Here is a 15,562-nt window from a genome sequence, read left to right as displayed (position 1 = left end):
CGCCAGCCGGCGCGAGGCCTGTGTCGAGCGCTTGCTCGACAGGCTGGGCGCGGGCGGAGTGATCTCTTGAACCGGCCGGCGTTTTCCCGCCTGCCGGTCACCGTGGACCTGCCACTGCTGCGCCAGGCTTTGGCGCACTTGGGCGATAGCGCCTGGGTGGCGCATTTCAATCGCGATTACTACGCCGGCGAGTGGAGCGGGGTGGCGCTGGTGTCCGCCAACGATGCCCCGGGCGAGTTGGCGTCGGGCAAAGGCGAGGCGATTGCGCGCAAGCCGTGGCTGGAAGACGCGCGCTGGTCCTATGGCTTGCAGGGGCTGCCCCTGGAAATCCGTTCGGCGCGCCTGCTGCGGCTGGGACCGGGTGGGCGGATTCATGAGCACCGCGATTACGACCTCAGCCCTCCGGACGCCGACCGGCGCCTGCATATTCCCTTGCTCAGCCCGCCCGACGTGGAGTTCATGCTCGATGGGCAATGCATTCCCATGAAGGCCGGTGAATGCTGGTTTCTCGATCTGGCGCGGCCCCACAGCGTCGACAACTGGGGCGATAGCGAGCGGGTTCACCTGGTGCTCGACTGTCGTCCGAGTGCCTGGCTGGAGCAGCAGATTGTCGCGGGCCTGCCGAGTACCCCGGCGCCCGGCGTGGGTCGCGCGGCCATGGCGCTCGAGCAATTTCGCCAATGGCTGGAGCGTGACCCGCAACTGTGTCGCGAGCTGCAAGCGCACACCGACAGCGAAGCCTTTATTGCCCGGACCCTGGAGCGCGCCGCCGCCCATGGCCTGCACTTCGCCCATGAGGACCTGCACGCGGCCATGACCCGTGGCCGGCGCTGGAATCAACCATGGACGGCCTGAAGGACTGGCTGCCGATTCGCGTCTGGCGCGAAGAGGCCCATTGGCGTGTCGACTGGTGCTGGTTCGGCGAGCGTCGGCTGGATCAGCCATTTTTTGCCGATTCGGTGGACGCGGCCCTGCAACTGCCGTTCAACCAGGTCTTTCGGCGTGAGACGCCGCTGGTGGTGCTCAGCGAATGGCAGGTGCCGGCCGTGGCGCCGAGCGCGTTTATCTATCACGCCTCGCGCTGTGGTTCGACGCTGATCGGCCAGATGCTGGCGCAGCTGGACAGCCATATCGTGATCAGCGAACCGCCGCCCCTCGACCGCCTGTTGCGTGACGACCTCGATCCGCCGGAGCAGCGTGCGGCCCTGCAGGGCTTGTTGGCGGCTTACGGTCAGCGCCGGAGCGGCAGTGAGCAGGCCCTGGTGATCAAGCTGGACGCCTGGAATATCGGCGAGTTGCCGTTGCTGCGCGAGTGTTTTCCCGAGACGCCCTGGCTGTTCCTGTACCGCGATCCGCTGGAAATCGCCGTGTCCCATGTGCGCCGGGCCGGACTGCAGATGGTGCCGGGGATGATCGGTCATAGCGTGTTGGACACGCCGGGGCAGGACGACTCGCGGGAGGACTATATCGCGGCGCGCATCGGGCGGATCCTTCAGAAGGGTTGGGAGCACTGCGTGGCTTTTGGCGGTTTGCCGGTCAACTACAGCGAGTTGCCGGGGGCGCTGGAAGGGCATCTGGGGGAGTTCTTCGGACTCGACGCGGAGCAACGCGCCCAGGTGTTTTCCGTGGTGCGGCAGCACGCCAAGCAGCCGGACCAGATGTTTGTGCCGGATAGCCAGGACAAGCACCGGGAGGCGTCGGAGCGGCTCAGGGAGCGGGTGGCGTTCTGGGCCGAGGGGCCTTATCAGGCATTGGAAACCTTGCGAGCTGAACGCAATCCTCCAGGAACATCCGGCCGTCTCTTGATCGTGCGCAATGGACGTCAACGCTAACGCGCGTCAGGTCTTGTTTTTCGCCGACAGATCCGCCATCCCCTTCAACAACTCGATCGGCAGTGGAAACACGATGGTCGAGCTCTTGTCTCCGGCAATCGACGACAGCGTCTGCATATACCGCAACTGCATGGCCCCCGGCTGACGCCCGAGCATTTCCGCGGCCTGCATCAATTTCTCGGAAGCCTGCAATTCCCCTTCGGCGTGAATCACCTTGGCCCGCCGCTCCCGTTCGGCCTCGGCCTGCTTGGCGATGGCGCGGATCATCGACTCGTTGAGGTCGACATGCTTGATCTCGACGTTCGCCACCTTGATCCCCCAGGCATCGGTCTGGGCGTCCAGCACCTGCTGGACATCGGAGTTGAGCTTTTCCCGCTCGGCCAGCAGCTCATCCAGCTCGTGCTTGCCGAGCACCGCGCGCAACGTGGTCTGGGCCAGCTGACTGGTGGCGGCGAGAAAATTCTCCACCTGGATAATCGCTTTCTGCGGGTCGAGCACGCGGAAATACAGCACCGCATTGACCTTCACCGAGACGTTGTCGCGGGTGATCACGTCCTGGGGCGGGACATCGTGGACCACGGTGCGCAGGTCCACCCGGACCATCTGCTGCACCAGCGGAATCAAGATGATCAGCCCGGGTCCCTTGACCTGCCAGAAGCGCCCGAGCTGGAACACTACGCCGCGTTCGTATTCGCGCAGGATACGAAAGGTCGATGCCAGCAGCATCAGCAGCAGGAGCGCGAGTAGCGCGCCGGAACCCAATTGCAGGACCATGATCAATCTCCTCGCCTAGGCGGGTCGTCAACGGCGTTCACTTCCAGGAGCAGGCCCTTGCGTGCGATCACCCGGACCTGTTGGCCGGGATGCAACGGTGTGGGGCTGAGGACCTGCCAGTTTTCGCCTTGCAGTTGTACCCAGCCGGCGTAGGCATTGCCGACTTTCAGGGCGGTCACCGGGGTCAGGCTGCCTTCCAGCCCGGCGTCGCCACTGACCACCTGGCGCTGGCGGGCCTTGAGGGCCGCGACGATCAAGCCGACCAGCAAGAGCAGCCCGATCAGCATCAGGGTGAGTTTCAACGGTCGTGCGGTGTTGTCGTCGAACAGCTGTGGGTCGAACAGGATCAGCATCCCCAGCACGAACGCGACAAGACCACTGAAGCCGATCAGGCCAAAGCTGGGCAGCAGGGTTTCGGCGACGATCAGGGCAATGCCAAGCAGGATCAGCCCGGAACCGGAATCGTCGATGGGCAGCACCAGCACGGTCACGACGGAGTCGGCGCCTTCGGCAAGTTGGGGCCCGACGGGCCAGACGATCAGCCACCCGAACAACAACCAGGCCCACCAGCAACGACCGCTCACTTGAATTCTCCGCGAGATTCGTTACCCCCATTAAGAAGCTTAGTCGAGTGGAGGCGCGCCGCCGGATAAACGCAGCCTTGCAGCTCCCGCCGATACGGTCTCGGACTTGAAAATACGGTCATTGCAGGAGCCGGCTTGCTGGCGATGACGGCCGATCAGGCGATGCAAGACTGACTGGCCTCATCGCCAGCAAGCCGGCTCCTACAGGTTCGGTGTTGCTGCGCAAAATACCGTGGGGCCCAAACCTGTTTAGACCCGACTCGACTATCGAGGACCTGCAATAGCGAGAACGGTTACTGACGTTAAGCCGACGCCCGGCGGTGAACTGCCTAGACTCTTACTCAAGGAATGCAGCAAACCCATCGCCCTGGGGCATTCGACAGGGCCCGGAGGTGCATCATGCGCATGGCAAAAACCGTGCAGCGCAGCCTGGAACAGGCGCACTGCGAATTCGATATCGTCGCTCATCCGCATTCGTCCAGCAGCCTGGAAACCGCCCGCCTGGCGGGAATCCCGGCCGAGCGCATGGCCAAATCGGTGGTCCTCGACGACCAGCACGGCCACTACCTGATGGCGGTCCTGCCCGCCAGCCAGCACCTGGACCTGAGCAAGGTCCGCGGCGCCAGCACCTGGCAGATCACCCGGGAAAGCACCCTGGCCTATCTGTTCCAGGACTGCGAACGCGGCGCGGTGCCGGCGCTGGGTGAGTCCTATGGCTTGAAAATGGTGGTCGATCCGCAACTGACCCGCCAGCACGACATCTACCTGGAAGCCGGCAATCACCACAACCTGGTGCATATGCAGATGGACCAGTACCTGAAGCTGGTGCCCCATGCCGAGGTGTGCGAGGTCTGTCACTGAGAGCTTGGCGCTGGCTGTTCTCTATTCGCGCGGTGCTTCACAGCGGGAACGCGTTTGCTCGCGAAGCTGTCTGACCAGTACCGCCATTTTCCCTATACCGGAGTCCCCCATGGAATCACCTGATCACAGCCTGCCGTCCCTGTTCAAGCAACTGGGCCTGCCCGATGACCCGGTCAGCATTGATCGTTTTATCGCCACCCATTCGCCGCTCAAGCCGGAACTGCACCTGGCCGACGCGTTTTTCTGGAGCGAGAGCCAGGCGGACTTTCTGCGTGGCGAGATCCTGGACGACGCCGACTGGGCGGAAGTGGTGGATCAGTTGGATGTGTTGTTGAGGAAGGGGAGAGGGGTGTAAAAAAAATGTGGAAAATGCCCCAAATGTAAAAAAATCTGGGGAAGAGTAAAAAAAACTGGGCTTTAATCGCGTTAGTCAGTTTTTTCTGTGGTCGTGTGGCCAGCGAGCTTGTCCTAGTGCCGTTCAGTTAAGAACGATCCCAAGTCTGGCAAGAAACTGTGGGAGCAGAGCTTGCTCGCGAAGAGGTCCCTGAAACCGCTAAAAGCTTCGCGGGCAAGCTCCGCTCCCACAGTCACTCGTTGTCTTCTGGATCGGCGTCATGCTTGGTAACGCTTTATCCGGCCTTGGGCATTTTGCCTCTGTTGTGTCCCTTGATTTTTCAACCCTATAATTTGACCCGTCGGCACCTGCTGACAGAGGATTTGGCGATCCGATCAACCATGGCTTTAGGTCTATAACTTTGGAGCCCTAGTCATGACGACATATCACCCGTTAACCACTAACCCCGCCGGCACCCCAGTCCTGCTGATCGACACCCAAGCCCCGCTACGCCTGCTCCACGAAACCGCCTGCGCCCGCATCCGTGCGGGTACCGCGCAACTGGAAACCCTCACCTCGGTCACCGTCAGGAACATCGACGACGCCGATCTGTACCGGCTGACCAACGGGGCTTACCTGCTGCTGCAGGATGGCCTGGATATTCTCGACCGGATCCAGTTCCGTCTCCCCCTGGAAACCCCATCGCAAGCGTGACGCGTGGCTTTCATCCAATCGCTGCTCGTCCCCATTGTGGCGGGCAGCGCCGTCCACAGGCACAGAGCAACGGTGCAAGAACGCTGAAGTTTCCCAAGCCAAAACAGCAGAATTTTTACATCACGCTACGATTCAAGCCCGACGATTCTCCAAACACCTCATCGCCCGTGAACTAGGCTTGAGTTCAGCCGGGCCACCCTGTCCCCAGCCGTCCCCCGGTCGAATGAAGTAATTGTTTCAAAACTTGACGAGCCCCCAACTGATGCGAGATATTGATAGTTAGCAAACTAACAATGCGAATCTCCCCGTGTCCAAGCACCTCGAACAGCTGCACAAGCACATCAGTGCCGGCCTCGTCGTCGCCTCGCGCCATTGGCGCCGGGTGTGCCAGACCACGCTCGTCAACTATGGGATTTCCGAAGCCTGCGCCATGCCATTGCTGCTGGTCGGGCGCATGGGGCCGGGCGTACGCCAGGTGACCGTGGCCCAGGAAGCGGGGATGGAAAGCCCGTCGCTGGTGCGCCTGCTCGACCAGTTGTGCAATGCCGGTTATGTGCTGCGCAGCGAAGACCCGAGTGACCGCCGGGCCAAGTGCCTGAGCCTGACCGAGGCCGGCGAGCGGCTGATGCAGGACATCGAAATCCAGTTGATCCGCCTGCGCGGCGAAGTGCTCGACGGTTTCGCTCCCGCTGACCTGGAAGCGGCGCTGCGGGTGATCCGTGCCTTCGAAGCGGCCGGGCGCAATCTGGGAGTGGCGAACCCGTGAATGGTTTCTGGACCGGCATGCCTCCCGCCCGCGACTGGTTCTACGGCGTGCGCACCTTCGCCGCCTCGATGATTGCGCTGTATATCGCCTTGCTGATGGAGATGCCGCGCCCGTATTGGGCCATGGCCACCGTCTATATCGTTTCCAGCCCCTTCGTCGGTCCCACCAGCTCCAAGGCCCTGTACCGCGCGGTCGGGACCTTTCTCGGCGCTTCGGCGGCGGTGCTGTTTGTCCCGCTGTTCGTGCAGACACCCTACCTGCTGGTGGTGGCGATCGCGCTCTGGACCGGCATTCTGCTGTTTCTCTCGCTGCACCTGCGCACCGCCAACAGCTATGCGCTGATGCTCGCTGGCTACACCATGCCGATGATCGCCCTGCCAGTAGTCGACAACCCCCTGGGGGTGTTCGATGTGGCGGTGTCGCGGACCGAGGAGATCTTTCTCGGTATCGCCGTGGCGGCGGTGGTCGGCAGCATGTTCTGGCCCCGGCGCCTGGCCCCGGTTTTTATCGACGCGGCGGGCAAGTGGTTCGCCGATGCCTCGACCTACAGCCTGCGATTCCTTTCCCGTGATGTGCAGGCCGATGAAGTCAGCGCCTTGCGTTCGGCGATGGTGGCGACCTTCAACAGCCTCGAATTGATGATCGGTCAGCTACCCCACGAAGGCGCCCGGCCGCAGACCGTGCGCAATACCAAGGACTTGCGCGGGCGGATGATTCACCTGCTGCCGGTGGTCGACGCCCTGGACGATGCCCTGTATGCGATGGCGCGGCGCACGCCGGAGCTGGTGGCGCGTTTCGAACCCTTGCTCGTGGCTACCCGCGAATGGCTGGAAAGCACCAAAAAAGAAGCGCCGGTCGAACGCTGGCAAGCCCTGCGCGCCGAGATCGAGAGCCTGCAACCGAGCCCGGTCGAGCTGGATGACCGCCGCCAGTTGCTGTTCTCCAACGCCCTCTACCGCCTCGGCGAATGGGTCGACCTGTGGCAGGACCTGCGCAGCCTGCAATACGCCATCCAGTGCGAAAGCCAGGACAGCTGGCGCGCGGTCTACCGCCACTGGCGCCTGAGCCGCCTGACACCCTTTCTCGACCGTGGCCTGATGCTCTATTCGGCGGGTTCGACGGTGCTGGCGATCATCGTTGCCTCGGTGCTGTGGATCCTGCTCGGCTGGACCGATGGGGCCAGCGCGGTGATCCTCGCAGCGGTCGCCTGCAGCTTTTTCGCGGCGATGGACGACCCGGCACCGCAGATCTACCGGTTCTTTTTCTGGACCGCGATGTCGGTGATTTTCGCCAGCCTCTACCTGTTCGTGGTGCTGCCCAACCTGCATGATTTCCCGATGCTGGTGCTGGCCTTCGCCGTGCCCTTTATCTGTGTCGGCACCCTCACCGTGCAGCCGCGTTTCTACCTCGGGACCTTGCTGACCATCGTCAATACCTCGTCCTTTATCAGCATTTCAGGGGCCTATGACGCCGATTTCCTGAACTTCTCCAACGCCAACCTGGCCGGTCCCGTGGGCTTGCTGTTCGCCTTTGTCTGGACCCTCGTGGCGCGGCCTTTCGGCGCCGAGCTGGCAGCCAAGCGCCTGACCCGTTTCAGCTGGCACGACATCGTCAAGCTGACCGAGCCGGCGACCCTGGCCGAGCACCGGCACATGGGTGCGCAGATGCTCGACCGGTTGATGCAGCACCTGCCGCGCCTGGCCATGACCGGCCAGGACACCGGCGCGGCGCTGCGCGAGTTGCGCGTCGCGCTCAACCTGCTCGACCTGCTGGCCTACACCCCTCGCGTGCTGGGGGTGGCGAATGTGCTGCTCAAGCAGGTGGTGGAAGAGGTCGGCGAGTACTTCCGCGCCTGTCTCAAGGCCCGCGAGCGTCTGCCGGCCCCAGCGCCTTTGCTGATGACGATGGACCGCACGCGTCGGGCTCTGAGTTCCCAGGGGCTGGACGATGGCGAAACCCGCCTGCACCTGCTACACGCCTTGAGTGGCCTGCGCCTGGCGTTGTTGCCCGGCGTCGAGTTCGTCGATAGCGGCGATCAGCCGGAGAGCGTTCCGTATGGGATCAATGGAGTGCCGTTATGATCGGTGAGCTGGATATCAGCGGGGTGTTCCTGCCCACGCTGCTGGTGCTGATGGGCATTACGTATGCGCTGTACCTGGTGGTGCACGGGCTGTTGACGCGTCTCCACTTCTACCGCCTGGTCTGGCACCGGGCCTTGTTCAACGTCGGTCTCTACGCTTTGTTGCTGGGCGTTGTGGATTCGTTCAGTCGATACCTGATGACATGAAAAAACCTCTTTTGACCATTGGCCGTGTAGTCCTGACTTTGCTGGTGGTGATCTTCGCCTGCCTGGTGGTCTGGCGCATGGTGATGTACTACATGTTTGCCCCCTGGACCCGGGACGGGCATATCCGCGCCGATATCGTGCAGATCGCCCCGGACGTGTCCGGCCTGATCCAGCAGGTGCAGGTGCGCGACAACCAGCCGGTGAGCCGCGGGCAGGTGCTGTTCAGCATCGACCAGGATCGCTTCAAGCTGGCGCTGCGCCAGGCCAGGGCCGCGGTCGCCGATCGCCAGGAAACCCTGGCCCAGGCCCAGCGCGAGAACAAGCGCAACCGGGGTCTGGGCAATCTGGTGGCCGGCGAGCAACTGGAAGAAAGCCAGTCGCGGGTCGCCCGTGCCGAACTGGCCCTGGCCGAAGCCCAGGTGGCGGTGGACGCCGCGCAGTTGAACCTCGACCGTTCGGTGATCCGCAGCCCGGTGGACGGCTACGTCAACGACCGTGCGCCCCGCGAGCAGGAGTTCGTCACCGCCGGGCGGCCGGTGCTGGCGGTGGTGGACAGCAGCTCCTTCCATATCGACGGTTATTTCGAGGAAACCAAGCTCGACGGCATTCATGTCGGCCAGGCTGTGGACATCCGGGTGATCGGTGACAACGCGCGGTTGCGCGGGCATGTCGAAAGCATCGTCGCCGGGATCGAGGACCGTGACCGCACCAGCGGCACGAACCTGCTGCCCAACGTCAACCCGGCGTTCAGCTGGGTGCGCCTGGCCCAGCGGATTCCGGTGCGCATCGCCTTCGACGACGTGCCGGCGGACTTCCGCATGATCGCCGGTCGCACGGCCACGGTGTCGATCATCGATGACGCCAAGGCCGCGCCGAAGAAAGAGGCCGCGCAATGAAACCGCTGGCGCAAGTCGCGACCCTGGGCCTTGGCCTGATGCTGTCGGCCTGCTCGATGGTCGGTCCCAATTATCACCTGCCGGCCGACTCGGCGATGCAACGCAAGGACCTGCAAGGGACGCTCGCCGGTGAAGGCGACAATGTGGTGTCGGCGCCCGTGCCGACCGATTGGTGGCGCCTGTACCAGGACCCGCGCCTGGATGAGCTGGTCCGCCAGGCCCTGGCCTCCAACACCGATTTGCGCGTGGCGGCGGCGAGCCTGTCGCGGGCCCGGGCCCAGGTGGAAGAGGCCGAGGCGGCCGGCGGCTTCAGTGCCGGGATAAAAGCCGGCGCCCAGCGCTTGCAGGAGTCCGGCCAGGCCTACCTGCTGACGGAAAAGGTGCCGGTGGCCAACGTCGGCGATATCGCGATTTCCGCCTCCTACCAGTTCGACCTGTGGGGCACCTTGCAGCGTGGCATCGAGGCGGCGAAAGCCAATGCCGACGCGACCCAGGCGGCGGGCGACGTGGCCCGCATCACCCTGGTGGCGGATGTGGTGCGCTCCTATACCCAGATCTGCGCGGCCAACGAAGAACGCGGAATTGCCGAGGAGTCCCTCGCGCTGCAATCCCAGAGCACCGAGCTGACCAAACGTCTGCGCGACGCCGGGCGCGGCGACGAAACCCAGGTCACCCGTTCCCAGACCCAATTCAAATCCCTGCGCGCCGAACTGCCGCGCTACCAGGCCGCGCGCCAGGCCGGTTTGTATCGCCTGTCGATGTTGCTGGCCAAGCCGCTTGACCAGTTGCCGGCCGGTGTCGCCGATTGCGCCGCACTGCCGCATATCACCCAGTTGTTGCCGGTGGGCGACGGTGCCGAGTTGCTCAAGCGCCGTCCCGATATCCGCCAGGCCGAACGCCGGCTCGCGGCAGCGACGGCCGGCATTGGCGTGGCCACGGGCGAGCTGTACCCGAACATCAGCATCGGGGCCACGGTGGGGACGGTCGGTATCCTCAAGGATCTCGGCGATCCGTCGACCAATCGCTGGGGCTTCGGCCCGGCGATCAGCTGGAGCGTGCCGACCAACGGCGCCCGCGCGCGTATCCGTGAAGCCGAGGCCACCACCCAGGGCGTCCTGGCGCATTTCGACGGTGTGGTGCTCAACGCCATCCGCGAAACCCAGACCAGCCTGGCCCAGTACACCGCGCAGCTCGACCGCCGCGATGCCCTGGCCGATGCGGGGAATTCGGCCAAGCTCGCCGCGGACCAGACGCACCGTTTCTTCAAGGCCGGTCGCGCCTCGTTCCTCGCCGACTTGCAGGCAACCCGCACCTACACCGATGTACGCGCCCAGCTGGCCTCGGCCAACACCCAGGTCGCGATGAGCCAGATCGATCTGTTCCTGGCCCTCGGCGGCGGTTGGGAAAGCGGACGAACGCCACCTGCCGAACACGCGCAACCCTGAGTCCGTTGCTATGCTTTGAACTATCGGCTGGTCGCCGCTGGTGGGGAGCGCTGGGAGAATCCTAACCATCGTGGTCAGCGTGGCCCGATGGGGATTCTAATAATGAAAAACCCTTATGCTCCTGGTTTCTGGTGTGCGGTGGTGGCGCTGGTCCTGCTTTCGGCGACCTACTTCTATGGCGTCATGCTGGCGCACCAGATCGACAAGGCCCTGGTCTTTCTCGACAGCGCCACGGCGTTGATCGCGGTGATGTCCATCGCCGTGGTGGCCTGGGCCAGTTACCAGGCGCAGCAGGTGAAGAAACGCCAACTGTCCCAGAGCAAGACCCTGGTGCTGGTCTGGGACACCAAAGTTGCCCTGCGCCGGGTCGAAACCGTCTTCGACCGGTATTTCTGGGGCAGCTACTGGCAACCGGGCCGGACCTTCCAGGAGGTCATGGGCGAACTCACCGGTACGCCGCTGGAAAAAAGCCTGGAAATGCTCAAGATCCAATGCCTGAAACTCGACCACGAAGTGGCCCATGACGAACGCCACTGGCTGACCAATGCCCGCGAATTGTCCGATGTGGCCACGGCCATGGCCCGCGAGCGCTATCAACTGGACGTCTGCGACCCGCGCAATGACTCGCCGAACGGCGTGGTGATCAACCGCGACTTCGAGGTGCTGGTGTACACCTGGACCGCGCGTTTGAAGACTTTCGACCATCAACTGGATGAGATGGAAGTCCAGTATTCCTGAGTCGTCCCTGTCCCTGCCCGGCGGTCGTCGACCCGCCGTCAACCCGAGTGGCCGCCGATGAGCGCTGCCGAGCGCACTATTCCCGTACTGCGTTGTCAGTCATTTCGCTATTGTCCGTAGGATGAAGTAGTAGCCAGTGGCTCCGTGGGCAAAGCCTTGGGGCCTGCTCCGGCAAATGCTACCCTGCGTCCTTTCGGGCATTGTCGAGCCGGCTCCGGTCAGGGGTCAGGAAGACCAGCATTTTTCCATTCAACGGACATCGATCGGGTCAATTCATGAATAAATCAGCAGGCTTGCTTTTAGGTTTTGTCGTGGTGGTCGGTGCGGTGAGCACCGTCGGCGCGTGGTACACCGGCAATCAGTTGGAAGGGGTATTGAACACTTCGATCCAGGAAGCCAACCAACAGTTGAAGACTGCCCTGGCCAGTGCCGGCGGCAGCGCGCAGATCGAGCTGGTATCGCTTGATCGCAATCTGTTCACCAGCACCGCGCACTACCGCGTCAAGTTTCAGAACCTGCAGGCCGGCACCGAGAAGAAAGACATCGAGCTGCTGTTCGTCGACCATATCGAGCACGGGCCTTTGCCGTGGTCGCGTCTCAAGGCGTTCAAGCTGGCGCCGGTGATGGTCAACAGCAACTACGAGCTGGAAAAGAACGACGTCACCGCCAAGTGGTTCGACGCCGCCAAGGGCGCCGCACCGCTCAAGGGCCAGGTTGCCCTGGGCTACAACCGTTCGGTGGACGGCAATATCGAACTGGTGCCGCTGGACTTCACGCCGGACGCCAACACCAGCCTGAAATTCTCCGGGCTGAACCTGGCGGTGACCGCCAGCGACCAGGCCGCCAAGATCAAGCTCAACGGCTATATGGATGACCTCAAGGTGTCCACGGTCACCCCTGAGCAGGGGCCGGTGCAGCTCGAACTGAACGGCCTGACCCTGGCCAGCGACCTGACCAAGAGCGACCTGGGTTTCTACCTGGGGCAGAACACTATCGAACTGAGCGAGACCAAGGTGGGCTTCGGCGTCAAGCCGGCGGTGGTCACGATCAAAGGGTTCGAGCAGAAAGACTCGACGCAAGCGCAGGGCAATGTGCTTTCCGGACGTCTGGCCTATAACATCGCCTCCATCGACTACAACGACAAGCCGGTGGGCAGCGCCCAGATGAGCTGGACGGCGAAGAACCTGGATTTCCCGGCGATGCAATCGCTGATCAAGCTGTACCAGGTCCAGCTGGAAGCGCTGCAAAAAGCCCAGGCGGCAGGGGCTGAAGACCCTGAGGCGGCGGTCCCGGAACTGACCCCGGCCCAGCAGACCCAGGCCGAAGCGGACATCAAGCAATTGTTGACCGGCAAGCCGCAGATCGCCCTGGAAAACTTCTCGATCAAGACCGCCAACGGCGAGAGCCGCGCCAGCCTGGTGCTGGACCTGACCAACCCGTCTTCCACCGAGCTGCCACCCGTGGAGCTGGGCAAGCAACTGGTTTCGCAACTGGATGCCAAGGTCTCGCTGTCCAAGCCGATGATCGCCGACCTGGCCGGCCTGCAGGCGCAGATCCAGGGTCAGACCGACCCTGCGGCCATCACCCGTCAAGCCTCGATGGCCAGTGAAATGGCCGGCACCATGGCCTTGTCCACGGAGATGGCGACGGTGCAAGGCAGCGATATCATCTCGACGCTGCACTACGCCAATGGCCAGGTGGACTTCAACGGGCAGAAGATGCCGGTGGAAGACTTCATCACCTTGCTGCTGACCAAGTTCGGTGGTGCGGGCGGCGGCGAACAGCCTTAAGCGGCGTTCAGCCAGAGGTGACGCTTTCCAGTCGATACCCATAGCCGTAGATCGTCAGCAACTGCCAGCCGTGTTCGGCGGTCAGGCCCAGCTTGTTGCGCAGGCGATAGATGTGGGTATCGAGGGGACGTGACGAGAGCATTTCTTCATGGGGCCAGAAGCGCTTGTAGAGATACTCGCGCGACAGCGGCCGCCCGAGGTTGCTGAACAGGCAGCGGGCCAGGCGATACTCACGCTCGGTCAGATTGACCGGGCTGCCTGAGCGGGTCACGGTCAGTTCGGCGTCGTCGAAACTCAAATCATTGAAGATGGCGATTGTGCTGGCGTTGCCGCGCTGTCCGGCATGCCGGCGCAGCACCGCGTTGACCCGCGCCTTGAGTTCGTTGGCGCGGAACGGTTTGCTCACGTAGTCGTCGGCGCCACTGCCCAGGGCCAGGACGATATCGCTCTCGGCATCGCGGCTGGTGAGCATGATCACCGGTGGCGGTACTTCCATGTGCTCGCGGGTCCAGCGCAACAGCGCCAGGCCACTGAGGTCCGGCACCTGCCAGTCGAGAATCAGCAGGTCGAAGGTTTCCCGGCGCAGCTGACGCAACAGGTCTTCGCCGCGCTCGAAACCGTGCAGGGTCCAGGGGGCTTCCCCGACACCGGCCATCTGGCCAAGCGTCTGTTCGACCCGACGCAGTTCGGCGGGCTCGTCGTCGAGTATGGCGACACGCATGTCTGGACCTTTCTCCTCGTTCAGCCACGGATCTGTCTGTAAAAGAGGACTCTACAGGCTATTTCCTACAGGGAAGTCTGTAAGTTTGCCGTCAAATCTGAACAATTCTGGCGATTTCCTCAAGGACGGGCGGCGGCTGGCTAGGCTGATGTCAAATGGCTTTTACCTGGCGTGTTGTGGCCCTTGTCGGGGTCAGGCGCAGGGTAACGATTTGCACGGTCAAGGAGAAGGATTCATGGGCAGTCCCTTTCGTTTCAGCGGTTTGCCATCCTGGGCGGTACTCGGCTTGTTGTCCGGATTGAGCCTGTGCCTTGGCTTCGGTTTTGTCGTCGGGCTGTTCCATTACGGTGCTGCCCGTCCCTCGCTGGTGTCCGAGCAACTGCCGGTGGCGCCCAAGGGCCGGTGGATAGCCCCCTTCGCCGCGCCGACGCTGTGGACCACCGGCGAAGTCATCCGCCCACGGGAACAGCCGCGCTGGGTGTTCTGAGGATTCTCCGGCAATTCTGAACAAATCTGGCAGATTCACCGGGCGCTCTGGTTTTACCCATAGAGTAGACCCAGTAATACCGGGGCACTTTGGAGCAAGTCCGACCCACGGACGGGTGGCGGTTCGGATCCACACGGGCCGCCGCCAAGGGACGGTCAGGATGTCCTCCCTTGGCCATTTTTCCGCCACACCCTGGCGTGCATTCATACGAAGCAACACAGTGCGATCAGGCTGACTGAGGGCGCTGTGGCATGATGGGCCCGGATGGCTTTTTGCCGTTGTTCCTTTACTTCGATCCTGCTCCCTCCAGAGCCTGAGCGGCCAAGCCCATGAGCGAACGCTTTTTTTCGCAGCCTCTTTTTCCTGTCCTGTTGTCCCGACCGAGCCTGCGCCTGCTGCTTGGCGCGGCCTTCTGCCTGTTTGCTGGCAATGCCCTGGCGGCCACGCCGGCCCTGCGCGCGCCTTACCTCGATCGCGAACAGCAATGCCGTCCGCAGCCGTTTCCGGCGGTGGTGCTGCACCTGGCGGGGGAGGCCTGGAAGCTGGATGCCAAGGGCAAGCAGTTGGCCCTGGAAGAGGGCATGAGCCTGGATGAGCACGAAGGGCTGAGAACCTCGGGCGATGCCTTTGTCAGCCTGGTGCTGGGCGATGGTTCGCGGATCGTGCTGCCTTCCAACTCGCAGGTACGGCTGGAGCTGGACGAGACGCAGTCGATCCCGCAACTGCAGCTCGAACAAGGTCAGGTCGAGTCCTACGTGATCAAGCGCATCAGCGAGCATGATCGCTTCCAGATTCGTACCTCGGTCGGCGTGCTTGGCGTTCGCGGCACGCACTTCCGCACCCGTAGCGAAGACGGTCAGTCGCTGGTTGAAGTGCTCGACGGCCAGGTTGCGGTGAGTCGCGGCGAAGCGCCGCCGGCTTCCGGCAACAAGGTGCGCAACACATTGCCCGTTGCGGGCGAGCCCGCGGTCAGGGTCAACGCCCGGCAGGGTCTGAAAATCCAGGACAAGGGCGAGCTCAAGCCGGTCGACCTGCTGGCGGCCCCACGCTTGCTCGGGCAGGACGGCCAGCGCGGCGACAAGCCGGTCTGGCAACTCTTTCTCCAGCCCCTGGACGGTGCCCGGCGCTACCGGGCGCAAGTCGCCACCGACGCGGCGTTCCTCAATATCAAGCAGGAGCGGTTTTCCAGTACCCCGGATATCCGCTTCAGCGGTTTGCAGGCGGCGTTCTACCATGTGCGGCTGTCGGCATTCGACGAACAGGGACTTGAAGGCCAGACTGGGGTCTACGATATCTACTACTGGCCCAGGACGGTTCATGAGCAATAGCTGCG

At 63.2% G+C, this 15,562-nt stretch carries 17 protein-coding genes; 14 read left to right on the top strand and 3 right to left on the bottom strand.

The window, feature by feature from the left end:
• The first annotated feature begins 66 nt into the window (after positions 1-66).
• Together CWE01_RS22105 and CWE01_RS22100 are read left to right on the top strand one after the other, a co-directional pair.
• Positions 67-855 carry an aspartyl/asparaginyl beta-hydroxylase domain-containing protein gene (locus tag CWE01_RS22105; RefSeq protein WP_100942669.1) on the top strand — a complete coding sequence of 263 codons (789 nt, stop codon included), beginning with the start codon at positions 67-69 and terminating at the stop codon, positions 853-855.
• Positions 843-1,832 (top strand): sulfotransferase family protein, encoded by a 990-nt coding sequence (locus CWE01_RS22100; protein ID WP_256346882.1) that lies wholly within the window; start codon positions 843-845, stop codon positions 1,830-1,832. The genes CWE01_RS22105 and CWE01_RS22100 overlap by 13 nt, the downstream gene beginning before the upstream one ends.
• 6 nt (positions 1,833-1,838) lie before the next feature.
• Here CWE01_RS22100 and CWE01_RS22095 read toward each other — a convergent pair whose 3' ends face one another.
• The gene (locus tag CWE01_RS22095) at positions 1,839-2,606 is read right to left on the bottom strand and encodes a slipin family protein (protein WP_100942668.1); all 768 of its coding nucleotides are present in this window, start codon (positions 2,604-2,606) and stop codon (positions 1,839-1,841) included.
• Positions 2,607-2,608: 2 nt separating this feature from the next.
• The gene (locus tag CWE01_RS22090; protein WP_256579398.1) at positions 2,609-3,190 is read right to left on the bottom strand and encodes an NfeD family protein; all 582 of its coding nucleotides are present in this window, start codon (positions 3,188-3,190) and stop codon (positions 2,609-2,611) included.
• 399 nt (positions 3,191-3,589) lie between these two features.
• On the opposite strand from CWE01_RS22090, the gene CWE01_RS22085 reads away from it, so the two are divergent.
• From CWE01_RS22085 to CWE01_RS22035, 10 genes are all read left to right on the top strand, one after another.
• Positions 3,590-4,051 carry an aminoacyl-tRNA deacylase gene (locus tag CWE01_RS22085; RefSeq protein ID WP_100942667.1) on the top strand — a complete coding sequence of 154 codons (462 nt, stop codon included), beginning with the start codon at positions 3,590-3,592 and terminating at the stop codon, positions 4,049-4,051.
• A 109-nt stretch (positions 4,052-4,160) separates the two neighbouring features.
• Positions 4,161-4,406: a DUF2789 domain-containing protein gene (locus tag CWE01_RS22080; RefSeq protein ID WP_100942666.1), complete on the top strand. Its 246-nt coding sequence runs from the start codon at positions 4,161-4,163 to the stop codon at positions 4,404-4,406.
• Positions 4,407-4,820: 414 nt separating this feature from the next.
• Entirely contained in the window at positions 4,821-5,099 is a 279-nt protein-coding gene (locus tag CWE01_RS22070) for a hypothetical protein (protein WP_100942664.1), read from the top strand.
• A 307-nt stretch (positions 5,100-5,406) separates the two neighbouring features.
• A complete protein-coding gene (locus CWE01_RS22065) occupies positions 5,407-5,865 on the top strand; it encodes a MarR family winged helix-turn-helix transcriptional regulator (RefSeq protein ID WP_100942663.1) in 459 nt (152 codons plus the stop codon).
• Complete coding sequence (locus CWE01_RS22060) at positions 5,862-7,946, top strand: FUSC family protein (protein ID WP_100942662.1); 2,085 nt, start codon at positions 5,862-5,864, stop codon at positions 7,944-7,946. Before CWE01_RS22065 ends, CWE01_RS22060 begins: the two co-directional genes overlap by 4 nt.
• Positions 7,943-8,152 carry a DUF1656 domain-containing protein gene (locus CWE01_RS22055; protein ID WP_100942661.1) on the top strand — a complete coding sequence of 70 codons (210 nt, stop codon included), beginning with the start codon at positions 7,943-7,945 and terminating at the stop codon, positions 8,150-8,152. Before CWE01_RS22060 ends, CWE01_RS22055 begins: the two co-directional genes overlap by 4 nt.
• Positions 8,149-9,048 (top strand): HlyD family secretion protein, encoded by a 900-nt coding sequence (locus CWE01_RS22050; protein WP_100942660.1) that lies wholly within the window; start codon positions 8,149-8,151, stop codon positions 9,046-9,048. Before CWE01_RS22055 ends, CWE01_RS22050 begins: the two co-directional genes overlap by 4 nt.
• The gene (locus CWE01_RS22045) at positions 9,045-10,493 is read left to right on the top strand and encodes an efflux transporter outer membrane subunit (protein WP_100942659.1); all 1,449 of its coding nucleotides are present in this window, start codon (positions 9,045-9,047) and stop codon (positions 10,491-10,493) included. Before CWE01_RS22050 ends, CWE01_RS22045 begins: the two co-directional genes overlap by 4 nt.
• 102 nt (positions 10,494-10,595) lie before the next feature.
• Complete coding sequence (locus CWE01_RS22040; RefSeq protein WP_100942658.1) at positions 10,596-11,231, top strand: NADH:ubiquinone oxidoreductase subunit N; 636 nt, start codon at positions 10,596-10,598, stop codon at positions 11,229-11,231.
• A gap of 275 nt (positions 11,232-11,506) precedes the next feature.
• On the top strand, positions 11,507-13,021 hold the full coding sequence (locus CWE01_RS22035; RefSeq protein WP_100942657.1) for a YdgA family protein: 1,515 nt from the start codon (positions 11,507-11,509) through the stop codon (positions 13,019-13,021).
• 7 nt (positions 13,022-13,028) lie between these two features.
• Here CWE01_RS22035 and CWE01_RS22030 read toward each other — a convergent pair whose 3' ends face one another.
• Entirely contained in the window at positions 13,029-13,742 is a 714-nt protein-coding gene (locus tag CWE01_RS22030) for a response regulator transcription factor (protein WP_100942656.1), read from the bottom strand.
• 235 nt (positions 13,743-13,977) lie between these two features.
• On the opposite strand from CWE01_RS22030, the gene CWE01_RS22025 reads away from it, so the two are divergent.
• Together CWE01_RS22025 and CWE01_RS22020 are read left to right on the top strand one after the other, a co-directional pair.
• Positions 13,978-14,229 carry a hypothetical protein gene (locus tag CWE01_RS22025; RefSeq protein ID WP_100942655.1) on the top strand — a complete coding sequence of 84 codons (252 nt, stop codon included), beginning with the start codon at positions 13,978-13,980 and terminating at the stop codon, positions 14,227-14,229.
• Between the two features lie 329 nt (positions 14,230-14,558).
• Entirely contained in the window at positions 14,559-15,557 is a 999-nt protein-coding gene (locus CWE01_RS22020) for a FecR domain-containing protein (protein WP_100942654.1), read from the top strand.
• The last annotated feature ends 5 nt before the right edge of the window (positions 15,558-15,562 follow it).

The sequence above is a fragment of the Pseudomonas sp. QS1027 genome, assembly GCF_002814235.1.
Lineage (GTDB): Bacteria > Pseudomonadota > Gammaproteobacteria > Pseudomonadales > Pseudomonadaceae > Aquipseudomonas.
Note: the sequence above shows the minus strand (reverse complement) of the source record. Positions and strands in the feature narration are given on the sequence as shown.

Coding starts and splice junctions, on each gene's coding strand:
- CWE01_RS22040 (WP_100942658.1), top strand. CDS start 10,596: ATGAAAAACCCTTATGCTCCTGGTTTCTGGTGTGCGGTGGTGGCGCTG.
- CWE01_RS22055 (WP_100942661.1), top strand. CDS start 7,943: ATGATCGGTGAGCTGGATATCAGCGGGGTGTTCCTGCCCACGCTGCTG.
- CWE01_RS22035 (WP_100942657.1), top strand. CDS start 11,507: ATGAATAAATCAGCAGGCTTGCTTTTAGGTTTTGTCGTGGTGGTCGGT.
- CWE01_RS22050 (WP_100942660.1), top strand. CDS start 8,149: ATGAAAAAACCTCTTTTGACCATTGGCCGTGTAGTCCTGACTTTGCTG.
- CWE01_RS22020 (WP_100942654.1), top strand. CDS start 14,559: ATGAGCGAACGCTTTTTTTCGCAGCCTCTTTTTCCTGTCCTGTTGTCC.
- CWE01_RS22100 (WP_256346882.1), top strand. CDS start 843: ATGGACGGCCTGAAGGACTGGCTGCCGATTCGCGTCTGGCGCGAAGAG.
- CWE01_RS22045 (WP_100942659.1), top strand. CDS start 9,045: ATGAAACCGCTGGCGCAAGTCGCGACCCTGGGCCTTGGCCTGATGCTG.
- CWE01_RS22025 (WP_100942655.1), top strand. CDS start 13,978: ATGGGCAGTCCCTTTCGTTTCAGCGGTTTGCCATCCTGGGCGGTACTC.
- CWE01_RS22070 (WP_100942664.1), top strand. CDS start 4,821: ATGACGACATATCACCCGTTAACCACTAACCCCGCCGGCACCCCAGTC.
- CWE01_RS22095 (WP_100942668.1), bottom strand. CDS start 2,606: ATGGTCCTGCAATTGGGTTCCGGCGCGCTACTCGCGCTCCTGCTGCTG.
- CWE01_RS22085 (WP_100942667.1), top strand. CDS start 3,590: ATGCGCATGGCAAAAACCGTGCAGCGCAGCCTGGAACAGGCGCACTGC.
- CWE01_RS22030 (WP_100942656.1), bottom strand. CDS start 13,742: ATGCGTGTCGCCATACTCGACGACGAGCCCGCCGAACTGCGTCGGGTC.
- CWE01_RS22080 (WP_100942666.1), top strand. CDS start 4,161: ATGGAATCACCTGATCACAGCCTGCCGTCCCTGTTCAAGCAACTGGGC.